The sequence below is a fragment of the Kitasatospora sp. NPDC001119 genome, from assembly GCF_053598475.1.
On sequence record NZ_JBSFKI010000013.1, the window covers coordinates 23,174 to 43,600 of the forward strand.

The window sequence follows — 20,427 nt, forward strand, 5'->3', positions numbered from 1 at the left end:
GGTGCAGGGGCGCCCGGGGTGCGCCCTGACGCACGCGGGGTGCTCAGGGCGCCGGGCGGTCGGCGCGTCGGCGGGTCGGGCGCCGGGCGCTCAGGGTGTGGCCGGGTGGGCCGGGGCGAGCGGGGCGACGGCGGCGAAGCCCTCGATCACCGCGTCGTTGGCGTCCTTCTCGCCGATGGCGACCCGGATGCCCTGGCCGGGGTAGTAGCGCACGGCCACGCCCAGGCGCTCCAGCTCCGCGCGCAGCGGGAGCTGGTCGCCGGGGGCGTCGACCCACAGGAAGTTGGTGACGCTGGGCGCCACCGTCCAGCCGAGGCGCAGCAGTTCGGCCTCGGTGCGCTCCCGCTCCGCGGCGATCTCGGCGATCCGGCGCGCCATCTCGTCCTCGGCGCCGACGGCGGCGAGCAGGCCCGCCTCCTGGAGCCGGTTCACCGCGTACGGCACCTGGTGGTCCCGTACCCGCTGGGCCACGGACTCCTCCGCCAGCGCGTAGCCGATCCGCAGCGCGGCGATGCCGTGCGACTTGGACAGGGTGCGCAGCACCACGAGGTTCGGCCACTCGGCGATCCGGGCCGGCACGTCCGGGGCCTGCCAGCCCAGGGCGAAGTCGACGTACGCCTCGTCGAGCAGGATCAGCGCGGTGGCCGGCACCCGGCGGAAGAACTCCGTCAGCTCGGCCCAGGAGTAGACCGTGCCGGTCGGGTTGTGCGGGTTGCACAGCACGACGATCCGGGTGCGCCCGTCCATCCGCTCGGCCATCGCCGCCAGGTCGTGCCGGGCGTCGGGGCCGAGCGGGACCGGCCGGGCCTCGGCCCGGGCGATCTCGCAGAACAGCGGGTACGCGTCGAAGCAGGGCGCCGAGTGGACCACGTTGTCGCCGGGCTCGACCACCGCGTGGAAGAGGTCCAGCGCCACGCCCGCCGAGCCGTGGCCGACCACGACCTGGCCGGCCGGGACGCCCTGCCAGTCGGCGACGATCCCGGCGATCCGCTCCGGACGGAAGTCCGGGTAGCGGTGCAGGTCGGCACTGGCCTCGGCCAGCGCCGCCAGCACCGACGGCAGCGGCGGGTACGGGTGCTCGTTCTGTGCCAGCAGGTACCTGGCGTCCGACGGGCCGGCCATCAGTCGGCCTGGAGGACGTAGAGCCAGGAGTGCGGGGTGGCGAGCGCCTCGACGCGGTCGATCCGCAGGCCGGCCTCGGTGAACAGCTCCTCGTAGGTGGCCTTGGTGTGCAGCGGGACGCCCATCATCGCGTGCGCCAGCTCGAAGCCCACCGAGAAGACCGGCTGGGCGCCGTCGGAGGTGCCCGGGTCGCGCAGCATGGTGTCGCCGAGGACGAAGGTGCGGGCCTTCGGGAAGGACTCCCGCATCCGGGTGAAGATCGAGGAGCGGGTGGCCGGGTCGGCCAGCAGGTCGTGCAGCAGGAAGAAGCTCATCACGGTGTCGACCTCGGCCACCTCGGCGGCCTCGGCGTCGTTGTCGATCTGGGTGCCGAGCAGGCCCAGCACGTCCGCGCGGACGGCGGTGACCCGGTCCTGCATGCCGGCCTCGACGATGTCGCGGCGGGCGATGTCGGTGGCCGGGCGGCTGATGTCGATGCCCAGGCCCCGGGAGCCCTCGCGCTGCGAGACCACCCGGCGCACCCGGGCGGAGGTGCCCGAGCCCAGGTCGGCGATGTGCCGGAAGTCGATGCCGCTCAGCACGTCGGTGAGCTGGGCGGCGAACAGCGACTGGTCGCACTGGGCGGAGCCGAGGGCGACCATCGCCTCGTCGCGGAAGACGTCCGTGTCGTAGCGGTGGGTGCCGGCGCTCAGATGGCCGGCGCGGCCGAACACGTCGTGGTAGCCGCCGACGGCCCAGGTGAAGTAGCCGCGCGCGGCGGCGATCTCCAGGCCCGCCTCGGTGGGCAGGTAGGCGTCGCCGTCGGCCTTGAGGTAGCCGTAGTCGGCGGCGGCGCGCAGCACGGCCTCGGTCCGGGCGGTGTCGCCGGCCTGGGCGGTGGCCTCGGCGGCCGAGAGCGGCTCGCCGCGCCCGATCGACTCCAGCAGGCCGATCCGGTCCAGCGCGAAGATCACGTTGGCGGCGATGAAGCCGTTGTAGGCGTCGGTCGAGGTGATCGGCGACGGGGTGATGCCACGCCAGGTGTCGGGGATGGCCGCAGTGGTCATGGTGGTGTCCGTTTCTCGGTGGGCGGACCGGGTGCGGTCCGCGTGGTGTGCGCAGGTCGGTCGCCTGCGGTCGGTAGGGGTCTGAAGTCGGTGCGTCAGGAGGTCAGGAGGTCAGGCGGGCGGCGAGCACCGGGCCGATGACGGCGAGCGCCTCGGTGCCCGTCATCGCGCCGTGGGTGCTCGGCACCTCGTGGACGTCGAGCCGGCCGCCCAGGTGCGGGCGCCAGCTCTCCGGGTCGGGGGCGTCGGCCGGCCGGTCCTTGGCGGCGGTGAAGAACACCGCGTCGCCGTCGTAGCCGGGCAGCGGGAGCGCGTGGGACAGCTCGGCGTTGGCCTGGAAGACCGAGACCACCCGGGCCACCCCGGCGCCGCTGAGGCCGGCCAGCGGGCCCTCGCCGTCGCGGACGAGCGCGGCGTAGCCGTCCTCGTCGGCGGGCCAGGCGGTGACCTCCCCGGCCGGGTGGCCGAGCGAGTCGAGGATCACCGCGAGCTGCGCCGGGTCGTCCCGCCACTGCTCGGGCCCCGGCTCGCCGGTGCCCGGGTAGGCGTCCAGCAGCGCGAGCAGCCGGACCTCCTCGCCCTGGCGGCGCAGCAGCGCGGCGATCGCGTGGGCGACGGCCCCGCCGAACGACCAGCCGAGCAGGGCGTACGGGCCCTCGGGGCGGACGGCGCGGATCTGCGCGAGGTAGGTCCGGGCCAGCTCCTCGACCGAGGCCGGGTGCGCGGCCGGGTCGGCCAGGCCGGGGGCCTGGAGGCCGTAGATCGGCTGCTCGGCGTCGAGGTGGCGCAGCAGGCCGGTGTAGACCCAGCTGATGCCGGCGGCCGGGTGGACGCAGAACAGCGGCGGGCGCGAGCCGCGGGTGCGGATCGGCAGCAGGACGGGGAAGCTCTCGGCGGCCGGGCCCCGGGTGAGCCGCTCGGCCAGCCGGGCCACGGTCGGCGCCTCGAACAGCGTGCGGACGCCGACCCGGTCGCCCTCGCCGACCAGGTCGCGCAGGCCCGCGACCAGCCGGCTGGCCAGCAGCGAGTGCCCGCCGAGTTCGAAGAAGTTGTCGTCCACGCCGACCTTCTCCAGTCCGAGCAGGTCGGCGAACAGGCCGCAGAGCAGCTCCTCCTGGGGCGTCGCGGGCGCCCGCCCGGAGCCGAGCCAGGTGGTGTCGGGGGCCGGCAGGGCCTTGCGGTCGACCTTGCCGTTGGCGGTCAGCGGCAGGGCGTCCAAGGCGACGACCGCCGAGGGCACCATGTAGTCCGGCAGGGACGCGCCGACGTGGGCCCGCAGTTCGGCCTGGTCGACCGTCCGCCCGGGGTGGGCGACGGCGTAGCCGACCAGCCGGCGGTCGCCCGGGCGGTCCTCCCGGACCAGCACGAACGCCTGGGCCAGGGAGGGGTGTCGGGCCAGCACGGCCTCGATCTCGCCGGGCTCGATCCGGAAGCCGCGGATCTTCACCTGGTGGTCGGTGCGGCCCAGGTACTCCAGGGTGCCGTCGGCCTGGCGGCGGACCAGGTCGCCCGAGCGGTACATCCGGCTGCCGGGGGCGCCGTACGGGTCGGCGACGAAGCGCTCGGCGCTCTGGCCGGGCCGGTTGAGGTAGCCGCGGGCCAGGCCGGCGCCCGCGATGTACAGCTCGCCCTCGACCCCGGCCGGGACGGGCTGGAGCGCGGCGTCCAGGACGTAGAGCCGGGTGTCCAGCACGGGCCGGCCCATCGGCGGGGCGATCCGGCCGGCGAGCGGTTCGCTCATGCTGGCGCAGACGGTGGACTCGGTCGGGCCGTAGGCGTTGACCATCCGCAGCCGGGCCGACCAGTGCTCGACCAGGTCGGGCGGGCAGGCCTCGCCGGCCACCACCAGGGTGCCGCCCTCCGGCAGCGCGTCCGGGGCGAGGACGGCCAGCGCGGTCGGCGGCAGGGTCAGGTGGGTGACGCCCTGCTCGGCGATCAGCTCGGTCAGCGAGGGGCCGGGCAGCAGCTGGTCGGCGTCGCCGAGGACGGCCCGGGCGCCGGTGAGCAGCGCCATGCCCAGCTCCCAGACGGCCGCGTCGAAGGACGGCGAGGCGAACAGCAGCACCCGGCTGTCCGGGGTGACGGCCAGGCCCCGGCGCTGGCTCTCCACCATGGCGGCGAGGCCGGTGTGGGTGACCACCACGCCCTTGGGGCGGCCGGTGGAGCCCGAGGTGTAGATGACGTACGCGGCCGAGTGCGGGGTGATCGCGGTGCCGGTGAGGTCGTGCGCCGGGTGGCCGGAGGCGTCCAGGTCCTCGATCAGCAGCCGCGGGACGGTGCTGTCGGCGAGCAGGCCGTCGGCCAGCGCCCGGCTGGTGAGGACCAGCGCGGGCCGGGCGTCGTCCAGCATGTAGGCGATCCGGTCGGCCGGGTAGCGCGGGTCCAGCGGCTGGAAGACCGCGCCGGCCTTGAGCACGGCGAGCTGGGCGACGATCAGCTCGATCGAGCGCTCCAGGGCGATCGCGACGAACCGCTCGGGGCCCGCGCCGTGCTCGATCAGCAGCCGGGCGAAGCGGTTGGCGCGCTCGTTCAGCTCGCCGTAGGTGACCTGCTCGGCGCCGAAGGAGAGCGCGACGGCCTCCGGGCGGGCGGCGGCCCGGGCCTCGAAGAGCGCCGGGAAGGTGCCGAGCGGGAGGTCCTCCCGGGTGTCGTTCCAGCCGGTGAGCAGCTGCTCGCGTTCCTCGGGCGCCAGCACCTCGACCCGGCCCACCGCGAGGTCCGGGTCGGCCAGCACCGCGCGCAGGGCGCGCTCGAAGCGGGCGGCCGTCGCCTCGGCGGTGGCCCGGTCGAACAGGTCGACGGCGTACTCCACCGTCAGGCCCAGCCCGGCGGGCGCGCCGGCCGCGTCGAAGCTCTCGCTGAAGGCGAAGGTCAGGTCGAACTTGGCGAGGTCGGAGTCCAGTTGCTCGACCCGGCCGGGCAGGCCGTCGAGGCCGATCTCCCCGGCGTCGCCTCCGGAGGTCAGCATCACCTGGCAGAGCGGGTGGCGGGCGGTCGAGCGCACCGGGTTGAGCAGCTCGACCAGCCGCTCGAAGGGCACGTCCTGGTGCTCGAAGGCGTCCAGGGTGGAGACCCGCACGCGCTCCACCAGCTCCCGGAAGCTCGGGTCGCCGGAGAGGTCGGTGCGCAGCACCAGGGTGTTGACGAAGAAGCCGACCAGGTCCTCCAGCGCCTCGTCGGTGCGGCCGGCCACCACGGTGCCGATCGGCAGGTCGGTGCCCGCGCCGATCCGGCCCAGGGTGGTGGCGAGCGCGGCCTGCATCACCATGAAGACGCTGGCCCGGCTCCGCTGCGCCAAGTCGACGAGGGAGGCGTGGAGTCCGGCGTCCATCCGCAGCTCGACGGCGGCGCCGAGGCGGCTCGGGGCGGCGGTGCGGTGCCGGTCGAAGGGGAGCGTCAGCTCCTCGGGGAGGTCGGCCAGGGCTCGCTGCCAGTAGGCGAGTTGGTCGGTCAGCAGGGCGCTGGGCCGCTCGTCGGTGCCGAGCAGCTCGTGCTGCCAGAGGGTGTAGTCGGCGTACTGCACCGGCAGCGGCTCCCAGCCGGGGGCGGTGCCGGTGCGGCGGGCCCGGTACGCCTCGGCGAGGTCGCGCACCAGCGGGACCACGGACCAGCCGTCGGTGGCGATGTGGTGCATCAGCACCAGCAGGACGTGCTCCTGGTGCGGCAGCGACAGCAGGGTGGCGCGCACCGGCAGGTCGCGGGCGAGGTCGAAGACCTGCGACCCGGCCTCGGCGAGGGCCGCCGCGAGCTCCTCCTCGGAGGCCACCGAGGCGGTGTGCAGCGGGAGTTCGGGGTTCTCCAGGAGCAGCTGGTGCGGTTGCCCGTCGGTGGTCGGGTAGACGGTGCGGAGCACCTCGTGGCGCTCCAGCACGTCCGCCAGGGCCGCCTGGAGGGCGGCGGCGTCGACCGGGCCGGTCAGCCGGAGGGCGCACGGGGTGTTGTAGAGCGCGCTCGGGCCCTCGAACTGGTCGATGAACCAGAGGCGTTGCTGCGCGGGGGAGAGCGGGACGCGGTCGGGGCGCTCGACCGGCCGCAGGGCCGGACGGGCGGCGCCCGGGGCGGGCAGCGCCTCGGCGAGCGCGGCCACGCTGGGGGCGTCGAACAGCGTGCGGACGGGCAGTTCGGTGCCGAGCGCGGTGCGGATGCGGCCGACCAGCTTGGTGGCGAGCAGCGAGTGGCCGCCCAGGTCGAAGAAGCTGTCGTCGATCCCGATCCGCTCCAACCCGAGGACGTCGGCGAAGAGTTCGCACAGGGCGCGCTCGGTGTCGGTGCGCGGGGCGCGGCCCTCGGCGCCGCCGGTCCAGTCCGGGGCGGGCAGGGCGCGGCGGTCCACCTTGCCGTTGGCCGTCACCGGGAGGGCGTCGAGGACGACCACGGCGGCCGGGAGCATGTAGCCGGGCAGGCTGTCGGCGACGGCGGCGCGCAGCTCGGCGGGAGTGCCGTCGCCGGTGGCGTACACCACCAGGCGCTTGTCGCCGGGCCGGTCCTCGCGGACCACGGCGAAGGCCTGGCCGACGCCCGGGAGGGCGGTGAACGCGCCCTCCACCTCGCCGAGTTCGATCCGGAAGCCGCGGATCTTGACCTGGTCGTCGGCCCGGCCGAGGAACTCCAGCACCCCGTCGGCGGTCCAGCGGACCAGGTCGCCGGTGCGGTACATCCGGGCGCCGGGCTCGCCGAACGGGCAGGCGACGAAGCGCTCGGAGGTCAGGCCGGGGCGGCCGACGTAGCCGCGGGCCAGGCCGGCCCCGGCGATGTACAGCTCGCCGGCCACGCCGGCCGGGACGGGCTGGAGCGCGGTGTCCAGCACGTACAGCCCGGTGTTGTTCAGCGGGCGCCCGATCGGCACCACGGCGGGGACGGGCCCGCCCGGGGCCATGGTGAAGGTGGTCTTGATGGCGGTGGTCTCGGTGGGGGCGTACACCGCGACCACGGAGGTGTCCGGGCAGGCCCGGTGGAGCCGGCGGACGGACTCCGGCGGGACGACGTCGCCGCCGGTCCACACCTGGCGGACGTTGCGGAAGGCGGCCGGGTCCTCGTCGGCCATCAGCCGCAGCAGGCCGGACGGGGCCTGGACCAGGGTCACCTCGTGGGTGGTGATGGTCTCGGCGAGGCGGCGGATGTCCAGCTCGCCGGGCTCGGCGAGCACGATCGCCCCGCCGGTGACCAGCGGCGCCCATATCTCGGTGGTGGAGGCGTCGAAGGCGGTGGGCGAGTGCAGCAGCACCCGCTCGTGGTGGCCGGCCCGGAAGTGCGGGTTGCCCAGCAGGTCCACCACGTTGCGGTGGGTGACGGCGACGCCCTTGGGCACCCCGGTCGAGCCCGAGGTGTACATCACGTAGACCAGCTGGCCGGGCAGGACGGGCACGGCCGGGTCGCCCGCCGCGGGGGCCCCGGCGAGCAGCGCGTCGGTGACCTCGACGGTGGCGAAGCCCTCGGTGGCGAGCACCGGGTGGCCCTGGTGGGCGGGGTCGACGAGCAGCAGGGCGGTGCGGGTGTCGGCGAGGATGTGCTGGAGCCGGTCCAGCGGGTAGCGGTCGTCCAGCGGGACGTAGGTGCCGCCCGCCTTGGCGATCGCGAGGACGGCGGTGAGCAGCCCGGCGGAGCGCTCCATCAGCACCGCGACCGGCTGCTCGGTGGTCAGGCCGCGCTCCAGCAGCAGGGCGGCGAGCCGGTTGGCGCGGTCGTTCAGCTCCGCGTAGTCGAGCCGCTCGGTGCCGGAGACCAGGGCGAGGGCCCGGGGGGTGGCGGCGGCCTGGGCCTCGAACAGCCGGGGCAGGCTCTGCTCGGCGACCGGCGCGGCCGGCCCGTTCCAGCCGGTGAGCAGCTGCTCGCGCTCGGCCGGGTCGAGGATCTCGATGCCGCCGATCGGCGCGTCCGGGGCGGCCACGGCGGCGCGCAGGACGCGCACCAGCCGCTCGGCGAGGGAGACGGCGGTGGCGTGGTCGAAGAGGTCGGCCGCGTAGTCGACGGCGGCGCGCACGCCCAGGCAGGTGCCGTCGGCCGCGAGCCGCTCGACGAAGTTGAAGTTGAGGTCGAACTGGGCCTGCGCCTCGCCGACCTCGACCGGGGTGCCCGTCGCGGTGCCGAAGGCGAGGTCGCCGGCCTGCTCCGCGTTGAGCGTGACGACGGTCTGGAAGAGCGGGTGGCGGGCGGGGGTGCGGGTGGGGTTGAGGTGCTCGACCAGGCGCTCGAAGGGGATGTCCTGGTGGTCGTAGGCGTCCAGGTTCGCGCGCCGGACGCGGTCGAGCAGTTCCCGGAAGGTCGGGTCGCCGCTGGTGTCGGTGCGCAGCAGCAGGGTGTTGACGAAGAAGCCGACCAGGTCGTCCAGGGCCTCGTCGGTGCGGCCGGCCACGGGGGTGCCGAGCGGCAGGTCGGTGCCGGCGCCGAGGCGGGTGTAGAGGGTGGCGACCGCGGCCTGCAGCGCCATGAACAGGCTGGCGTGCCGGCCGGAGGCCAACTCGGTGAGCGCGCTGTGCAGTTCGGCGTCCAGCTCGAAGTCGGCGGCGCCGCCGCGGCGGCTCGGCCGGGCCGGGCGCGGCCGGTCGTAGGGGAGCGCCAGCTCCTCCGGAAGGTCGGACAACTCCTGGCGCCAGTGGGCGAGTTGCAGGGAGACGACGCTCTCCGGGTCGTCCTCCTCGCCGAGCAGCTCGCGCTGCCAGAGGGTGTAGTCGGCGTACTGCACCGGCAGCGGCTCCCACCGCGGCTCGGTGCCGGTGGTCCGGGCCCGGTACGCCTCGGCGAGGTCGCGGAAGAGCGGGGCGACCGACCAGCCGTCGCTGGCGATGTGGTGGGTGAGCAGCAGCAGGACGTGCTCGTCCGGCGCGGGCAGCGCGTACAGCCAGGCCCGCACGGGCAGGTCGGCGGCGAGGTCGAAGACCTGCCCGGCCGCCTCGTGCAGCAGCCCGGGCAGCTCGGCCTCGTCGGCCACCGGCACCCGGTGCAGGGTCGGGCGCCCCTCGGTGAGGATGTGCTGGTGGGGCTGGCCGTCGGTGGTGGGGAAGACGGTGCGCAGCACCTCGTGCCGGTCCACCACGTCCCCGAGCGCGCCTTCGAGGGCGGCGGCGTCGAGCCGGCCGGTCAGCCGGAGGGCGAACGGAGTGTTGTAGAGGGAGCTCGGTCCCTCGAACTGTTCGATGAACCAGAGCCGCTGCTGGGCGAACGACAACGGGATCAAGGTCTGCCTCCGACTGGCGACGTACGGCTGCTGTGGCTGGTGGGGCTGCGGTGCCCGGTGGTGCGGAGCGGTCGTGCGGCGGGGGCGGGCCGTGCCGGTGGCGCGGCCCGCGTCCTGCCGCGGGTCAGGCCTGGCCGCTCGGGCGGCGCATCGGCCGCAGGGCCGGGCGGGCCTTCTTCGGCGCGGGCGCCGCCTCGCCCCCGGGCAGGACGGCGGCGAGGGCGGCGACCGTTGGCGCGTCGAACAGCGTGCGGATCGGCAGTTCCGCGCCGAGGGTGGCGCGGATCCGGCTGACCAGCCGGGTGGCGAGCAGGGAGTGGCCGCCGAGGTCGAAGAACCGGTCGTCGATGCTGACCGTCTCCACGCCCAGCACCTCGGCGAACAGGGCGCACAGCTCCCGCTCGCGCTCGGTGCGCGGGGCGCGGCCCTCGGCCGCCCCGGCGTACTCGGGCGCGGGCAGGGCCCTGCGGTCGACCTTGCCGTTGGCCGTGACCGGCAGGCTGTCCAGGACGACCACGGCGGCCGGGAGCATGTAGGCGGCGAGGCGGTCCGCGACGAACGCGCGCAGCTCGCCGTCGGTGGCCTTGCCGGTGGCGTACACCACCAGGCGCTTGTCGCCCGGCTGGTCCTCGCGGACCACCGCGAGCGCCTGGCCGACGCCCTCGTGCGCGGTGAACGCCGCCTCCACCTCGCCGAGTTCGATCCGGAAGCCGCGGATCTTGACCTGGTCGTCGGCCCGGCCGAGGAACTCCAGGACGCCGTCCGCCGTCCAGCGGGCGAGGTCCCCGGTGCGGTACATCCGGCCGCCGGACCCGTCGAAGGGACAGGCGACGAAGCGCTCGGCACTGAGCGCCGGGCGGCCGACGTAGCCGCGGGCCAGGCCGGCCCCGGCGATGTACAGCTCGCCCGCCACCCCGGCCGGGACGGGCTGGAGCGCGGCGTCCAGCACGTACAGCCGGGTGTTGGCCAGCGGGCGCCCGATCGGCACCACGTTCGGCACCGCCGCGGCGTCCGGCATCGGGTACTGGGTGGCGCACAGGGTGGTCTCGGTCGGCCCGTACAGGGCCCGCACCGCGATGCCGGGGACGGCCTCCAGCACCCGGCGCACGGCCGGGGCGGAGACCACGTCGCCGCCGGTCAGCACCTCGCGCACACCGGCGAAGATGCCCGGGTCCTCCTCCGCGATGACCCGGAACAGACCGGCGGTGACGTGGACGTGGGTGAGCGCGTGCTCGCGGACCAGCCCGCGGATGGCGGCCGCGTCCAGGTCGCCCTGCGGCGCGACGACCACCTGGCCGCCGGAGAGCAGCGGCACCCAGATCTCGTAGGTCGAGGCGTCGAAGGCGTGCGGCGCGTGGAACAGCACCCGCAGGCCCTCGTCGTGCCGCCAGCACGGGTCGGTGGCGAGCTGCACCACGTCCCGGTGGCTGATCGCGATGCCCTTGGGCTCCCCGGTGGAGCCGGAGGTGAACATCACGTACGCGAGCTGCTCCGGGTGGGGCGCGGCCCGGTGGGCGCGCCGCTCGCGCGGACCGTCGAACCAGCCCTCGGTGAGCGGCAGGACGGGGCAGGGGGCGTCGGCGGCCAGCGGGTGGTCGCGGTGCGCCGGGTCGACCAGGACGAGCGCGGCGGCCGTCTCGGCGGTGATCCGCCGCAGCCGCTCGGCCGGGTGCCGGTCGTCCAGCGGGACGTAGGTGCCGCCCGCCTTGGCCACCGCGAGGATCGCGGTCAGCAGGTCGGCGGAGCGGTCCATCAGCAGGACCACCGGCGTTTCGGCGCCGACCCCGGCACCGGCCAGGTGGGCCGCCAGGTGCTCGGCCCGGGAGTCCAGTTCGGCGTAGCTCAGCCGCTCGGTGCCGAAGACCACGGCCGGCGCGTCGGGGGTGGCGGCGGCCCGCGCCTCGAACAGCTCCGGCAGGGTCGCGTCCGGGACGGGCGCGGCGGTGTCGTTCCAGCCGGTGAGCAGCTGCTCGCGCTCGGCCGGGGCGAGGATCCCGATGCCGCCGATCGGCGCGTCCGGGGCGGCCGCGGCGGCGCGCAGGACGCGCAGCAGCCGCTCGCCGAGGGCGGTGGCGGTGGCGTGGTCGAAGAGGTCGACCGCGTACTCGACCGCCACCGTCAGGCCCGCCTGCGGGCCCTGCTCGGTGAAGCGGAAGGACAGGTCGAACTTGGCCACGTCCAGCTCGAAGGGGTGCTCCGCGCAGCCCAGGCCGCCGAACTCGGCCGGCACCGTGACCCGGCTCTCCAGCGCCACCAGGGTCTGGAAGAGCGGGTGGCGGGCGGGGGTGCGGGTGGGGTTGAGGTGCTCGACCAGGCGCTCGAAGGGGATGTCCTGGTGGTCGTAGGCGTCCAGGTCGGCGCGCCGGACGCGGTCGAGCAGCTCGCGGAAGCTCGGGTCGCCGCTGGTGTCGGTGCGCAGCAGCAGGGTGTTGACGAAGAAGCCGACCAGGTCGTCCAGGGCCTCGTCGGTGCGGCCGGCCACGGGGGTGCCGAGCGGCAGGTCGGTGCCGGCGCCGAGGCGGGTGTAGAGGGTGGCGACCGCGGCCTGCAGCGCCATGAACAGGCTGGCGTTCTGCGCCGCCGCCAACTCGCCGAGCGCGCCGTGCAGTTCGGCGTCGACGGTGACCTCCACCAGGCCGCCCCGGTGCCCCGGCACGGCCGGGCGCGGACGGTCGTAGGGGAGCGCCAGCTCCTCCGGGGCGTCGGCCAGGGCCTGCTGCCAGTAGGCGAGTTGGTCGGTCAGCAGGGCGCTGGGCCGCTCGTCGGTGCCGAGCAGCTCGCGCTGCCAGAGGGTGTAGTCGGCGTACTGCACCGGCAGCGGCGCGCGGGTGGGCGCGGCGTCGGCGGTCCGGGCCCGGTAGGCCTCGGCGAGGTCGCGGAAGAGCGGCCCGACCGACCAGCCGTCGCTGGCGATGTGGTGCATCAGCACCAGCAGGACGTGCTCGTCGTTCGGCAGCGACAGCAGGGTGGCGCGCACCGGCAGGTCGTGGGCGAGGTCGAAGACCTCCTCGCCGGCCGCGACCAGGGCCGCCCGCAGCTGCCCCTCGTCGGCCACCGGCACCTGGCGCAGCGACAACCCGCCCGCCTCGACGACCTGTTGGTGCGGCTGGCCGTCGACGGTCGGGAAGACGGTGCGCAGCACCTCGTGCCGCTCCACCACGTCCCGGACGGCCTGCTCCAGGGCGGGCAGGTCGACGGCGCCGGTGAGCCGGACCGCGACGGGGGTGTTGTAGAGCGCGCTGGGGCCCTCGAACTGCTCGATGAACCACAGGCGTTGCTGGGCGGAGGAGAGCGGCACGCGCTCCGGACGCTCGGCCGGCCGCAGGGCCGGGCGGGCCGCCGCGGAGTCGGGCAGGGCGGCGGCCAGCAGGGCCACCGTCGGGTTGTCGAAGAGCGTGCGGATCGGCAGCTCGGCGCCGAGGCCGGCGCGGATGCGGCTGACCAGCTTGGTGGCGAGCAGCGAGTGGCCGCCGCGGTCGAAGAAGTTGTCGTCGATGCTGATCCGGGCCAGCCCGAGGACCTCGGCGAACAGCGCGCACAGGGCCTGCTCGGTGGCGTTGCGCGGCTCGCGCCCGCCGTCGGCGCCGTTGTAGTCGGGCGCGGGCAGGGCCTTGCGGTCCACCTTGCCGTTGGGGTTCACCGGCAGTTCGTCGAGGACGACGATCGCGGCGGGCAGCATGTAGCCGGGCAGCCGCTCGGTGACGAAGTCGCGCAGCGCGTCGGCCCGCACCTCGCCGGTGACGTACGCGACCAGGCGCTTGTCGCCCGGCTGGTCCTGGCGGACCGCCACGCAGACCTGGCCGACCGCCGGGTGGGCGGTGAACGCCGCCTCCACCTCGCCGAGTTCGATCCGGAAGCCGCGCAGCTTGACCTGGTCGTCTGCTCGACCGACGAACTCCAGTTCGCCCGCGGGCGTCCAGCGCACCACGTCGCCGGTGCGGTACATCCGGCCGCCGGGCTCGCCGAACGGGCAGGCCACGAAGCGCTCGGAGGTCAGGCCGGGGCGTCGGACGTAGCCGCGGGCCAGGCCGGAGCCGCCGATGTAGAGCTCGCCGGGCACGCCGACCGGCACCGGGCGCAGCCCGGCGTCCAGCACGTACAGCCGGTTGTTGGGCAGCGGCCGGCCGATCGGCACCACGGCCGGCACCTCGGCGGCCGAGGTCATCGGGAAGTGCGTGGCGAAGGTGGTGGTCTCGGTCGGCCCGTAGACGTTGATCAGCCGCAGCCCGGGGCAGCTGTCCAGCACCCGCCGCATGGCGACCGGCGAGGCGATGTCGCCGCCCGTCCACACCTCGTGCAGCCCGGTGAAGGTCTCCGGGGCCTCGGCGGCCAGCACGTTGAAGAGGCCGACGCTGATCCAGGCGGAGGTGGTCCGCTCGTGGCCGATCACCGCCGCCAGCTCGGCGATGCCGAGCCGGCCGGCCGGGGCGATCACCAGCTGGCCGCCGGAGAGCAGCGGGGTCCAGATCTCGTAGGTGGAGGCGTCGAAGGCGGAGGGCGCGTGCACCGGCAGCCGCTCGTGGCCGCCGCCGGTGAACTGGCCGCCGAGCGCGAGGTCCACCACACCGCGGTGGGTGATGGCGATGCCCTTGGGCACGCCGGTCGAGCCGGAGGTGTGCATCACGTACACCAACTGGTCGGCGCGCTGCGGCAGTCCGAGGTTCTCGGGGTGCTCCTCGGCGTGCGGGTCGAGCACCGTCAGTCCGGCCAGCGCGGGGTGCTCGCGGTGGGCGGCGTCGGCCAGCACCAGGGCGGCCCCGGCGTCGTCGAGGACGGTCCGCAGCCGGTCGGCGGGCTGGGCGTCGTCCAGCGGGACGTACAGGCCGCCGGCCTTGAGCACGGCCAGGATCGCCACCACCTGGGCGGCCGAGCGGTCGATCATCAGCGCGACCGGCGTCTCCCGGACCACCCCGGCCTCGACCAGCCGCAGCGCCAGGCCGTTGGCCCGGGCGTTGAGCTGGGCGTAGGTCAGCTCGGCGTCGTCCGCGGTGAGCGCGAGCGCGTCCGGGGTCGCGGCGGCCCGCGCCTCGAACAGCTCGGGCAGCGAACCCTCCGGCAGCGGGGTGCTGGTGCCGCTCCACTCGGTGACCAGCTCGGCGCGCTCGGCCGCGGTCAACACCTCGACGGTGCCGACGAGTTCGGCCGGGTCGGCGACGATCCGGTCGAGCAGGGCGAGGAAGCGGTCCAGCAGGGCGCGGGCCTCCCCGGTGGTGAAGGCGTCCGGCTGGTGGTCCAGTCGCAGCTGGAGGCCGTCGCCGGGGGTGAGGGCCAGCACCAGCGGGTAGTGGGCGCTGTCGACGTCCTCGACCAGGGTGACGCGGGTGGCGCCGCTCGGGTCGGCGTCGTCCAGCGCGGACGGGTCCGGGTAGTTGCCGTACACCGTGACGGTGTCGAACAGGCTTCCCATGCCGGCGAGTTGCTGGATCTCGGTGAGGCTGAGGTGCTGGTGGTCCAGCAGCGCGGACTGCTCGTGCTGGAGGCGCAGCAGCAGCTGGCCCCAGCTCTCCGCCTGGTCCAGGCGCACCCGCACCGGCACGGTGTTGATGAGCAGGCCCATCATCCGCTCCACGCCCGGCAGGTCGTGCGGCCGGCCGGAGACGGTGGTGCCGAACAGCACGTCCTCGCGCCCGGTGAGCCGGGCCAGCAGCACGCCCCAGGCCGCCTGGACCAGGGTGTTGAGGGTGACGCCGTAGCGGCGGGCGGTGCGGGCGAGGGCCTCGGTGGCCTCCGGGGAGAGCCCGGTGTGCAGGCGCAGCGGCAGCTGCGGGACGGCCGCCGAGCGGCCGGGGGCGAGCAGGGTGGGCTCGTCGGCGCCGGCCAGGGCGTGGGCCCAGGCGGCGCGGGCGGTGTCGCCGTCGCGCCGGGTGATCCAGCGCAGGTACTCGCGGTACGGGGCGGCCGGGGCCATCGGCTGCTCGAAGTACAGCGCCCACAGCTCCTCGGCGAACAGCGGGGTCGACCAGCCGTCCAGCAGGATGTGGTGCGCGGAGGCGATCAGCTGGTGGCGCCCGGGGGCGAGCCGGAGCAGGGTGTAGCGCAGCAGCGGCGGCCGGTCGAGGTCGAAGCGGCGGCCGTACTCGGCGGCGGCGATCCGCCCGGCCTCCGCCTCCGGGTCCGCGTGGCCGCTCAGGTCCACGACGGTGAAGGGCAGTTCGACGCCGTCCGGGACGACCTGCACCGGCGGGCCGTCGTGCCGCTGGTGGAAGGCGGCCCGGAGGTTGGGCTGGCGCACCAGCAGCGCCTCGGCGGCGGCGCGCAGCCGGTCGGCGTCCACCGGGCCGTCGAGGTCGAAGGTGACGACCGAGGTGTAGACGTCCGCGCCGTCGGCGTCGTACGCCGAGTGGAAGGCCATGCCCTGCTGGAGCGGCGAGGTCGGCCAGACGTCGACCAGGCGGGCGGGGGCGTGGTGGGCGGCGAGCCCGTCCAGCTCGTCCTGGGTGACGGCGACCAGCGGGAAGTCGGAGGGGGTGTGCCCGCCCGCGTCCGGCCGCTCGGCGTGCTCGGCGAGCGCGCCCAGCGCGGCGAACCAGGCCTCGGCGAAGGCCTGCACCCGCTCCTCGGAGAGCAGCCCGGTGGCGTAGGACCACTGGGCGACCAGCAGCGGGCCCTGCGGGGTGTCCACGGTGGTGGCGTCCAGGCCGAGCACCCGGCCGAGGGCGAGGCCGGTCGCGGCGCCCTCGGACATCGCCTCGGTGCCGGCGAGCACGTCCTCGGCGGTGACGCCCTCGGGCGCGAAGCGGCCCAGGTAGTTGAACTCGATCTGCGGGTCGGCGTGCCCGGCCAGCGCGGCGGCGGTGTCCGGGTTGAGGTGGCGCAGCAGGCCGAAGCCGATGCCGTTGTCGGGGACGGCGCGCAGCTGCTCCTTCACCCGGCCGAGGGCCCGGCCGAGTGCGGGGCCGGCCGCGGTGACCTCGGACCAGGGCAGCGCCCCGGGGGCGAGCCGGACGGGGTAGACGGAGGTGAACCAGCCGGCGGTGCGGTGCAGGTCGACGCCGTCGACGACCTCCTCGCGGCCGTGGCCCTCCACGGTGACCAGCACGGCGCCGTCGGGCCCGGTGGTCTCCTGGCCGCGCCAGTGGCCGAGGGCCAGGGCCAGCCCGGTCAGCAGCACGTCGTTGACCTGGGCGTGGTAGGCGGCGGTGACCTTGGTGAGCAGCGCCCGGGTGGTCGCGGCGGGCAGCACGAGCCGCAGCAGGCCCTCGGTGGCGTAGGTGTCCTGGGCCGGGTCCAGCGGGCGGCCGCCGAGCAGCGGGTCCGGGGTGGCCAACGCGGCCTGCCAGAGCGGGAGTTCGGCGGCCCGGCGGTCGGTGTTGGCCTCGGTGGTGAGGCGCTGGGCCCAGCGGCGGAAGGAGGTGGGCACCGGGGCGAGCTCGACGGCGCGGTCCTCGCGGAGCGCGGCGAGCGCGCCGAGCAGGTCCTCCTCGACGATGCGCCAGGTGACGCCGTCCACCACCAGGTGGTGGATCACCAGCAGCAGCTGCGAGGGCTGCTCCGGGCCGGCGTCGAAGCGCACGGCCTGGACCATCCGGCCGTCCTCGGGCGACAGGCGGCCGCGGGCGGCCTCGGTCTCGGCGCGCAGCGCGTCCGCGTCGGCCCGGCCCTCGACCCGGCGCAGCACGGCGTCGGCGGGGACGGCGCCGGGCTCGGGCACGTGCAGCGTCCAGGGGCGCTCGGCGAGCGGGGAGGTGCGGGCGCGGAACAGGTCGTGGTGGTCGAGCAGGGCCTGGACGGCGGTGGTCAGGTGCTCCCGCGTGGTGCCGGCGGGCAGGGTGAGCAGGGTGGACTGGTAGAAGCTCTCCACCGCGCCGTGCTGGGCGGCCAGCCAGTGCACGATGGGCGTCGGCGGCACCTCGCCGAGGCCGGACCCGGCGGGCTCGACGACGACCGGCCCCTCCAGCGGACGGGCGATCAGTGCCAGCTTCTCGACGGTCGGGGCGAGGAACACCTCGCGCGGGGTGAGCTGGAGGCCCGCGTGCCGGGCCCGGGAGACCAGCTGGATGGCCACGATGGAGTCGCCGCCGAGCTCGAAGAAGGAGTCCGTGACGCCCACCCGGGGCAGGCCCAGCACCTCGCCGAACAGCCGGACCAGGGTGTGCTCCAGCTCGCCGGCGGGGGCGCGGCCGTCCTCCTCGCCGGCGCCGAACACCGGCGCGGGCAGGGCGCGCTTGTCCACCTTGCCGTTGGGCGTGAGCGGCAGCCGGTCGAGCACCACGACGACGGGCACCATGTGGTCGGGCAGCCGCTCGGCGCAGTACGCCCGCAGCTCGGCCGGGTCGGCGGCGCCGACGGTGTAGCCGACCAGGCGGCGCTCGCCCGGGCGGTCCTCGCGGACCAGCACCACGGCCTGGCGCACCTCGGGGTGGGCGGAGAGGGTCTGCTCGATCTCGCCGAGCTCCACCCGGAAGCCGCGGATCTTCACCTGGTCGTCGGCCCGGCCGAGGAAGTCCAGCTGGCCGTCCGGGCGGTAGCTGCCGAGGTCGCCGGTGCGGTACATCCGGTCGCCGGGCTCGCCGTACGGGTCGGCCACGAAGCGCTCGGCGGTCAGGCCCGGGCGGTTCAGGTAGCCGCGGGCCAGGTGCGGGCCGGCCAGGTACAGCTCGCCGACGGTGCCCGGCTCGACCTGGCGCAGCTGCTCGTCCAGCACGTGGATGCGCACGTCCTGGCAGGGGCGGCCGATCGGGGGCAGCTCCTCGCCGGTGAGCGGCTCGCTCATGCTGACGATGACGGTGGCCTCGGTCGGCCCGTAGCTGTTGAGCATCAGCCGGCCGCGGCCGCAGCGGGCGGCCAGCTCGCGGGAGACCGCCTCGCCGCCGCCGATCAGGGTGCGCAGCGAGGGCATCGGCAGGTCGGGCAGGGTGGAGATCATCGCGGTGGCGACGTCGGCGTGGGTGACGCCGAACCGGTCGATCAGGGCGGCCAGCGGCTCGCCGACCAGCTGGCTCTGCTCGCGCGGCAGCACCAGGGCGGCGCCGGTGGTGAGGGCCACGGACAGGTCGGAGACCGAGACGTCGAAGCTGAGCGAGGAGGCCTGGAGCACCCGGCTGCCGGGGCCGACCCCGGTGGCGGCGACCTGGGTGCCGACCATGCTGGGCAGCCCGGTGTGGGTGACGGCCACGCCCTTGGGCACGCCGGTGGAGCCGGAGGTGTAGATGACGTACGCGGTGTTCAGCGCGCTCACCGGCCGCACCCGCTCGGCGGCGGTGAACCGGTCCCCGGAGCGCGCGGCCAGGTCGGCGAGGTGCTCGGCGGAGTCGATCAGCAGCCGGGGGGCGCCGGTCTCCGGCAGCCGGCCGGCGGCCCCGGCGGTGGTGAGCACCAGGGCGGCGCGGGAGTCGCTCAGCATGTGGCGCAGCCGCTCGGCCGGGTAGGCCGGGTCGGCGGGCAGCCAGGCGGCGCCGGTCTTGGCGACGGCGAGGATCGCGGCGATCGCCTCGGGGGACTTCGGCAGGGCCAGCGCGACGACGTCCTCGGTGCCCAGGCCGCGGGCGGCCAGCACCCGGGCCAGCCGGTTGGCTCGGGCGTCCAGCTCGGCGTACGTGAGGGTGGTGCCCTCGGCGTACAGGGCGGGGGCGTCCGGGGTGCGGGCGACCTGGGCGTCGACCAGCTCGGTGAGGGTCGGGCGGGTGTCGGGGCGGGCCAGCCGGGCGGCCAGCGCGGCGGGGGTGGGGGCGTCCGCCAGGACGGACGGTTCCAGGCGGACGCCGAACTCCTCGTGCACGCGGGCCAGCAGCCGCTCGGCGGCGGGCCGGTCGCCGCCCAGGTCGTAGAAGCCCGCCGCGGGGTCGACCGACTCCCGGCCGAGCACCTCCGCGAACAGTCGGCACAGGACCTCGGCCGCTTCCGGCCGCTGCTCGGATCTGTGCGTCTGCTGGACCCCGGACATGTGACTCTCTCCCTCGTGCGGCTGGCTCCCGCGGTGGCGGGAGCGGCGAGCTGGGTTGACCCCGGGGCGGTCGGCCCGGGGGTCGGCGGAGCGATGTTGCGGTCGTCTTGCGGTGCTGCGGTGTGCTTCGTGTGACGTCCGTGCGGCACACGGGTGCGGTGCGGCGGTGCGGAGGGTGGTGGCGCGCCGGTGCTGTTCGATGCACGCGCGTAGACGTCGGACACGGGACCGCGCCGGCGGCGTGACGGTGCGGCCGCGCGGCGGTGACGGGGTGCTGCGGTGGTGTGGTGAGGCGGTGTCGGCGGGCTCCGGCGGTGCGGTGCGCCGACGACCGGGCGAGCGGCCTGGTGAGGGGCGGCTCGGGTGCGGGGCGGTGCCGGGTGAGCGGCGGTCTGCCCTGGGTGCGTTGCCGAGGTGGTGCGCTGTCAGGCGGTGCTGTGCCGGGTGCTGCGCCGCCGAGGTGGTGCGACCGGGTGAGCGGCCGTTCGGCGCGGATCCCCGTCCGGCGGCCGCGCGGTGCTCAGCGGTCCGACGGTCGGTGGGCGGTGGCCGGGGTCAGTGCTCGGACAGGTGCGCGATGAGGCTCTTCGGCCGCAGGTCCTGCCAGTTCTGCTCGACGTAGTCGAGGCAGTCCTGTCGTCCGGCGGCACCGAACACCTGCTGCCAACCGGCGGGCACCGGGCTGAAGGCCGGCCACAGCGAGTGCTGGCCCTCGTCGTTCGTCAGGACGAGGTAGCTGGCCTCGGCATCCTCGAACGGGTTCGCCATCGTCGGTTCCTCTCTGTTCGTAGCTGTGCAGATCTGGTTCGTAGCCGTGCAGAGCAGTGCGAGAAGGGGAGGAGCAGGGTGGTCGGACGTGACCGGATGTGATCAAACGGAGCCGCGGCTCACGGACCCCAGCCGGAGTCCTCGCTGGGGGCGTCGTGGGCGGTGACGGAGACCGTGGACAGGTGCGGCTGGGCGTGGAGCTGGAGGCCGACCACGGCGGCCAGCAGGACGGCGAGCATCCCGAGCATCTTGTGGACGCGGACGGCAAGGCTTGGCATCGCGAATTCCTCTTCCTGAGGAGGGCGGTCTGCCCTCTTCGCTCTGAAATGCATCCTGCCGAAGCCCCAAACGTGCTTGGAAGCTCTCACTGTGATCGTGAACACGCAATGCGGGAACCGGAAGCCCGGTCAGATCGTGCCAAAAACAGACAGACA

General features: G+C 75.4%; 5 protein-coding genes and 1 pseudogene. All 6 read right to left on the reverse strand.

Translation table 11 applies throughout. The features are described from left to right. Positions 1-90: 90 nt before the first annotated feature. On the reverse strand, positions 91-1,122 hold the full coding sequence (locus ACWDD9_RS17860; protein WP_375876913.1) for a pyridoxal phosphate-dependent aminotransferase: 1,032 nt from the start codon (positions 1,120-1,122) through the stop codon (positions 91-93). Continuing rightward, the gene (locus ACWDD9_RS17865; protein ID WP_049649758.1) at positions 1,122-2,168 is read right to left on the reverse strand and encodes a class I SAM-dependent methyltransferase; all 1,047 of its coding nucleotides are present in this window, start codon (positions 2,166-2,168) and stop codon (positions 1,122-1,124) included. The genes ACWDD9_RS17860 and ACWDD9_RS17865 overlap by 1 nt, the downstream gene beginning before the upstream one ends. 103 nt (positions 2,169-2,271) lie before the next feature. After that, positions 2,272-9,342, reverse strand: a pseudogene (locus ACWDD9_RS17870) (amino acid adenylation domain-containing protein); the annotation flags it as partial. Between the two features lie 124 nt (positions 9,343-9,466). Next, complete coding sequence (locus ACWDD9_RS17875) at positions 9,467-19,225, reverse strand: amino acid adenylation domain-containing protein (protein WP_449812001.1); 9,759 nt, start codon at positions 19,223-19,225, stop codon at positions 9,467-9,469. 555 nt (positions 19,226-19,780) lie between these two features. Further along, the gene (locus ACWDD9_RS17880; protein ID WP_049649760.1) at positions 19,781-19,993 is read right to left on the reverse strand and encodes an MbtH family protein; all 213 of its coding nucleotides are present in this window, start codon (positions 19,991-19,993) and stop codon (positions 19,781-19,783) included. Positions 19,994-20,112: 119 nt separating this feature from the next. Next, positions 20,113-20,271: a hypothetical protein gene (locus tag ACWDD9_RS17885; RefSeq protein ID WP_158077742.1), complete on the reverse strand. Its 159-nt coding sequence runs from the start codon at positions 20,269-20,271 to the stop codon at positions 20,113-20,115. Positions 20,272-20,427: the final 156 nt, after the last annotated feature.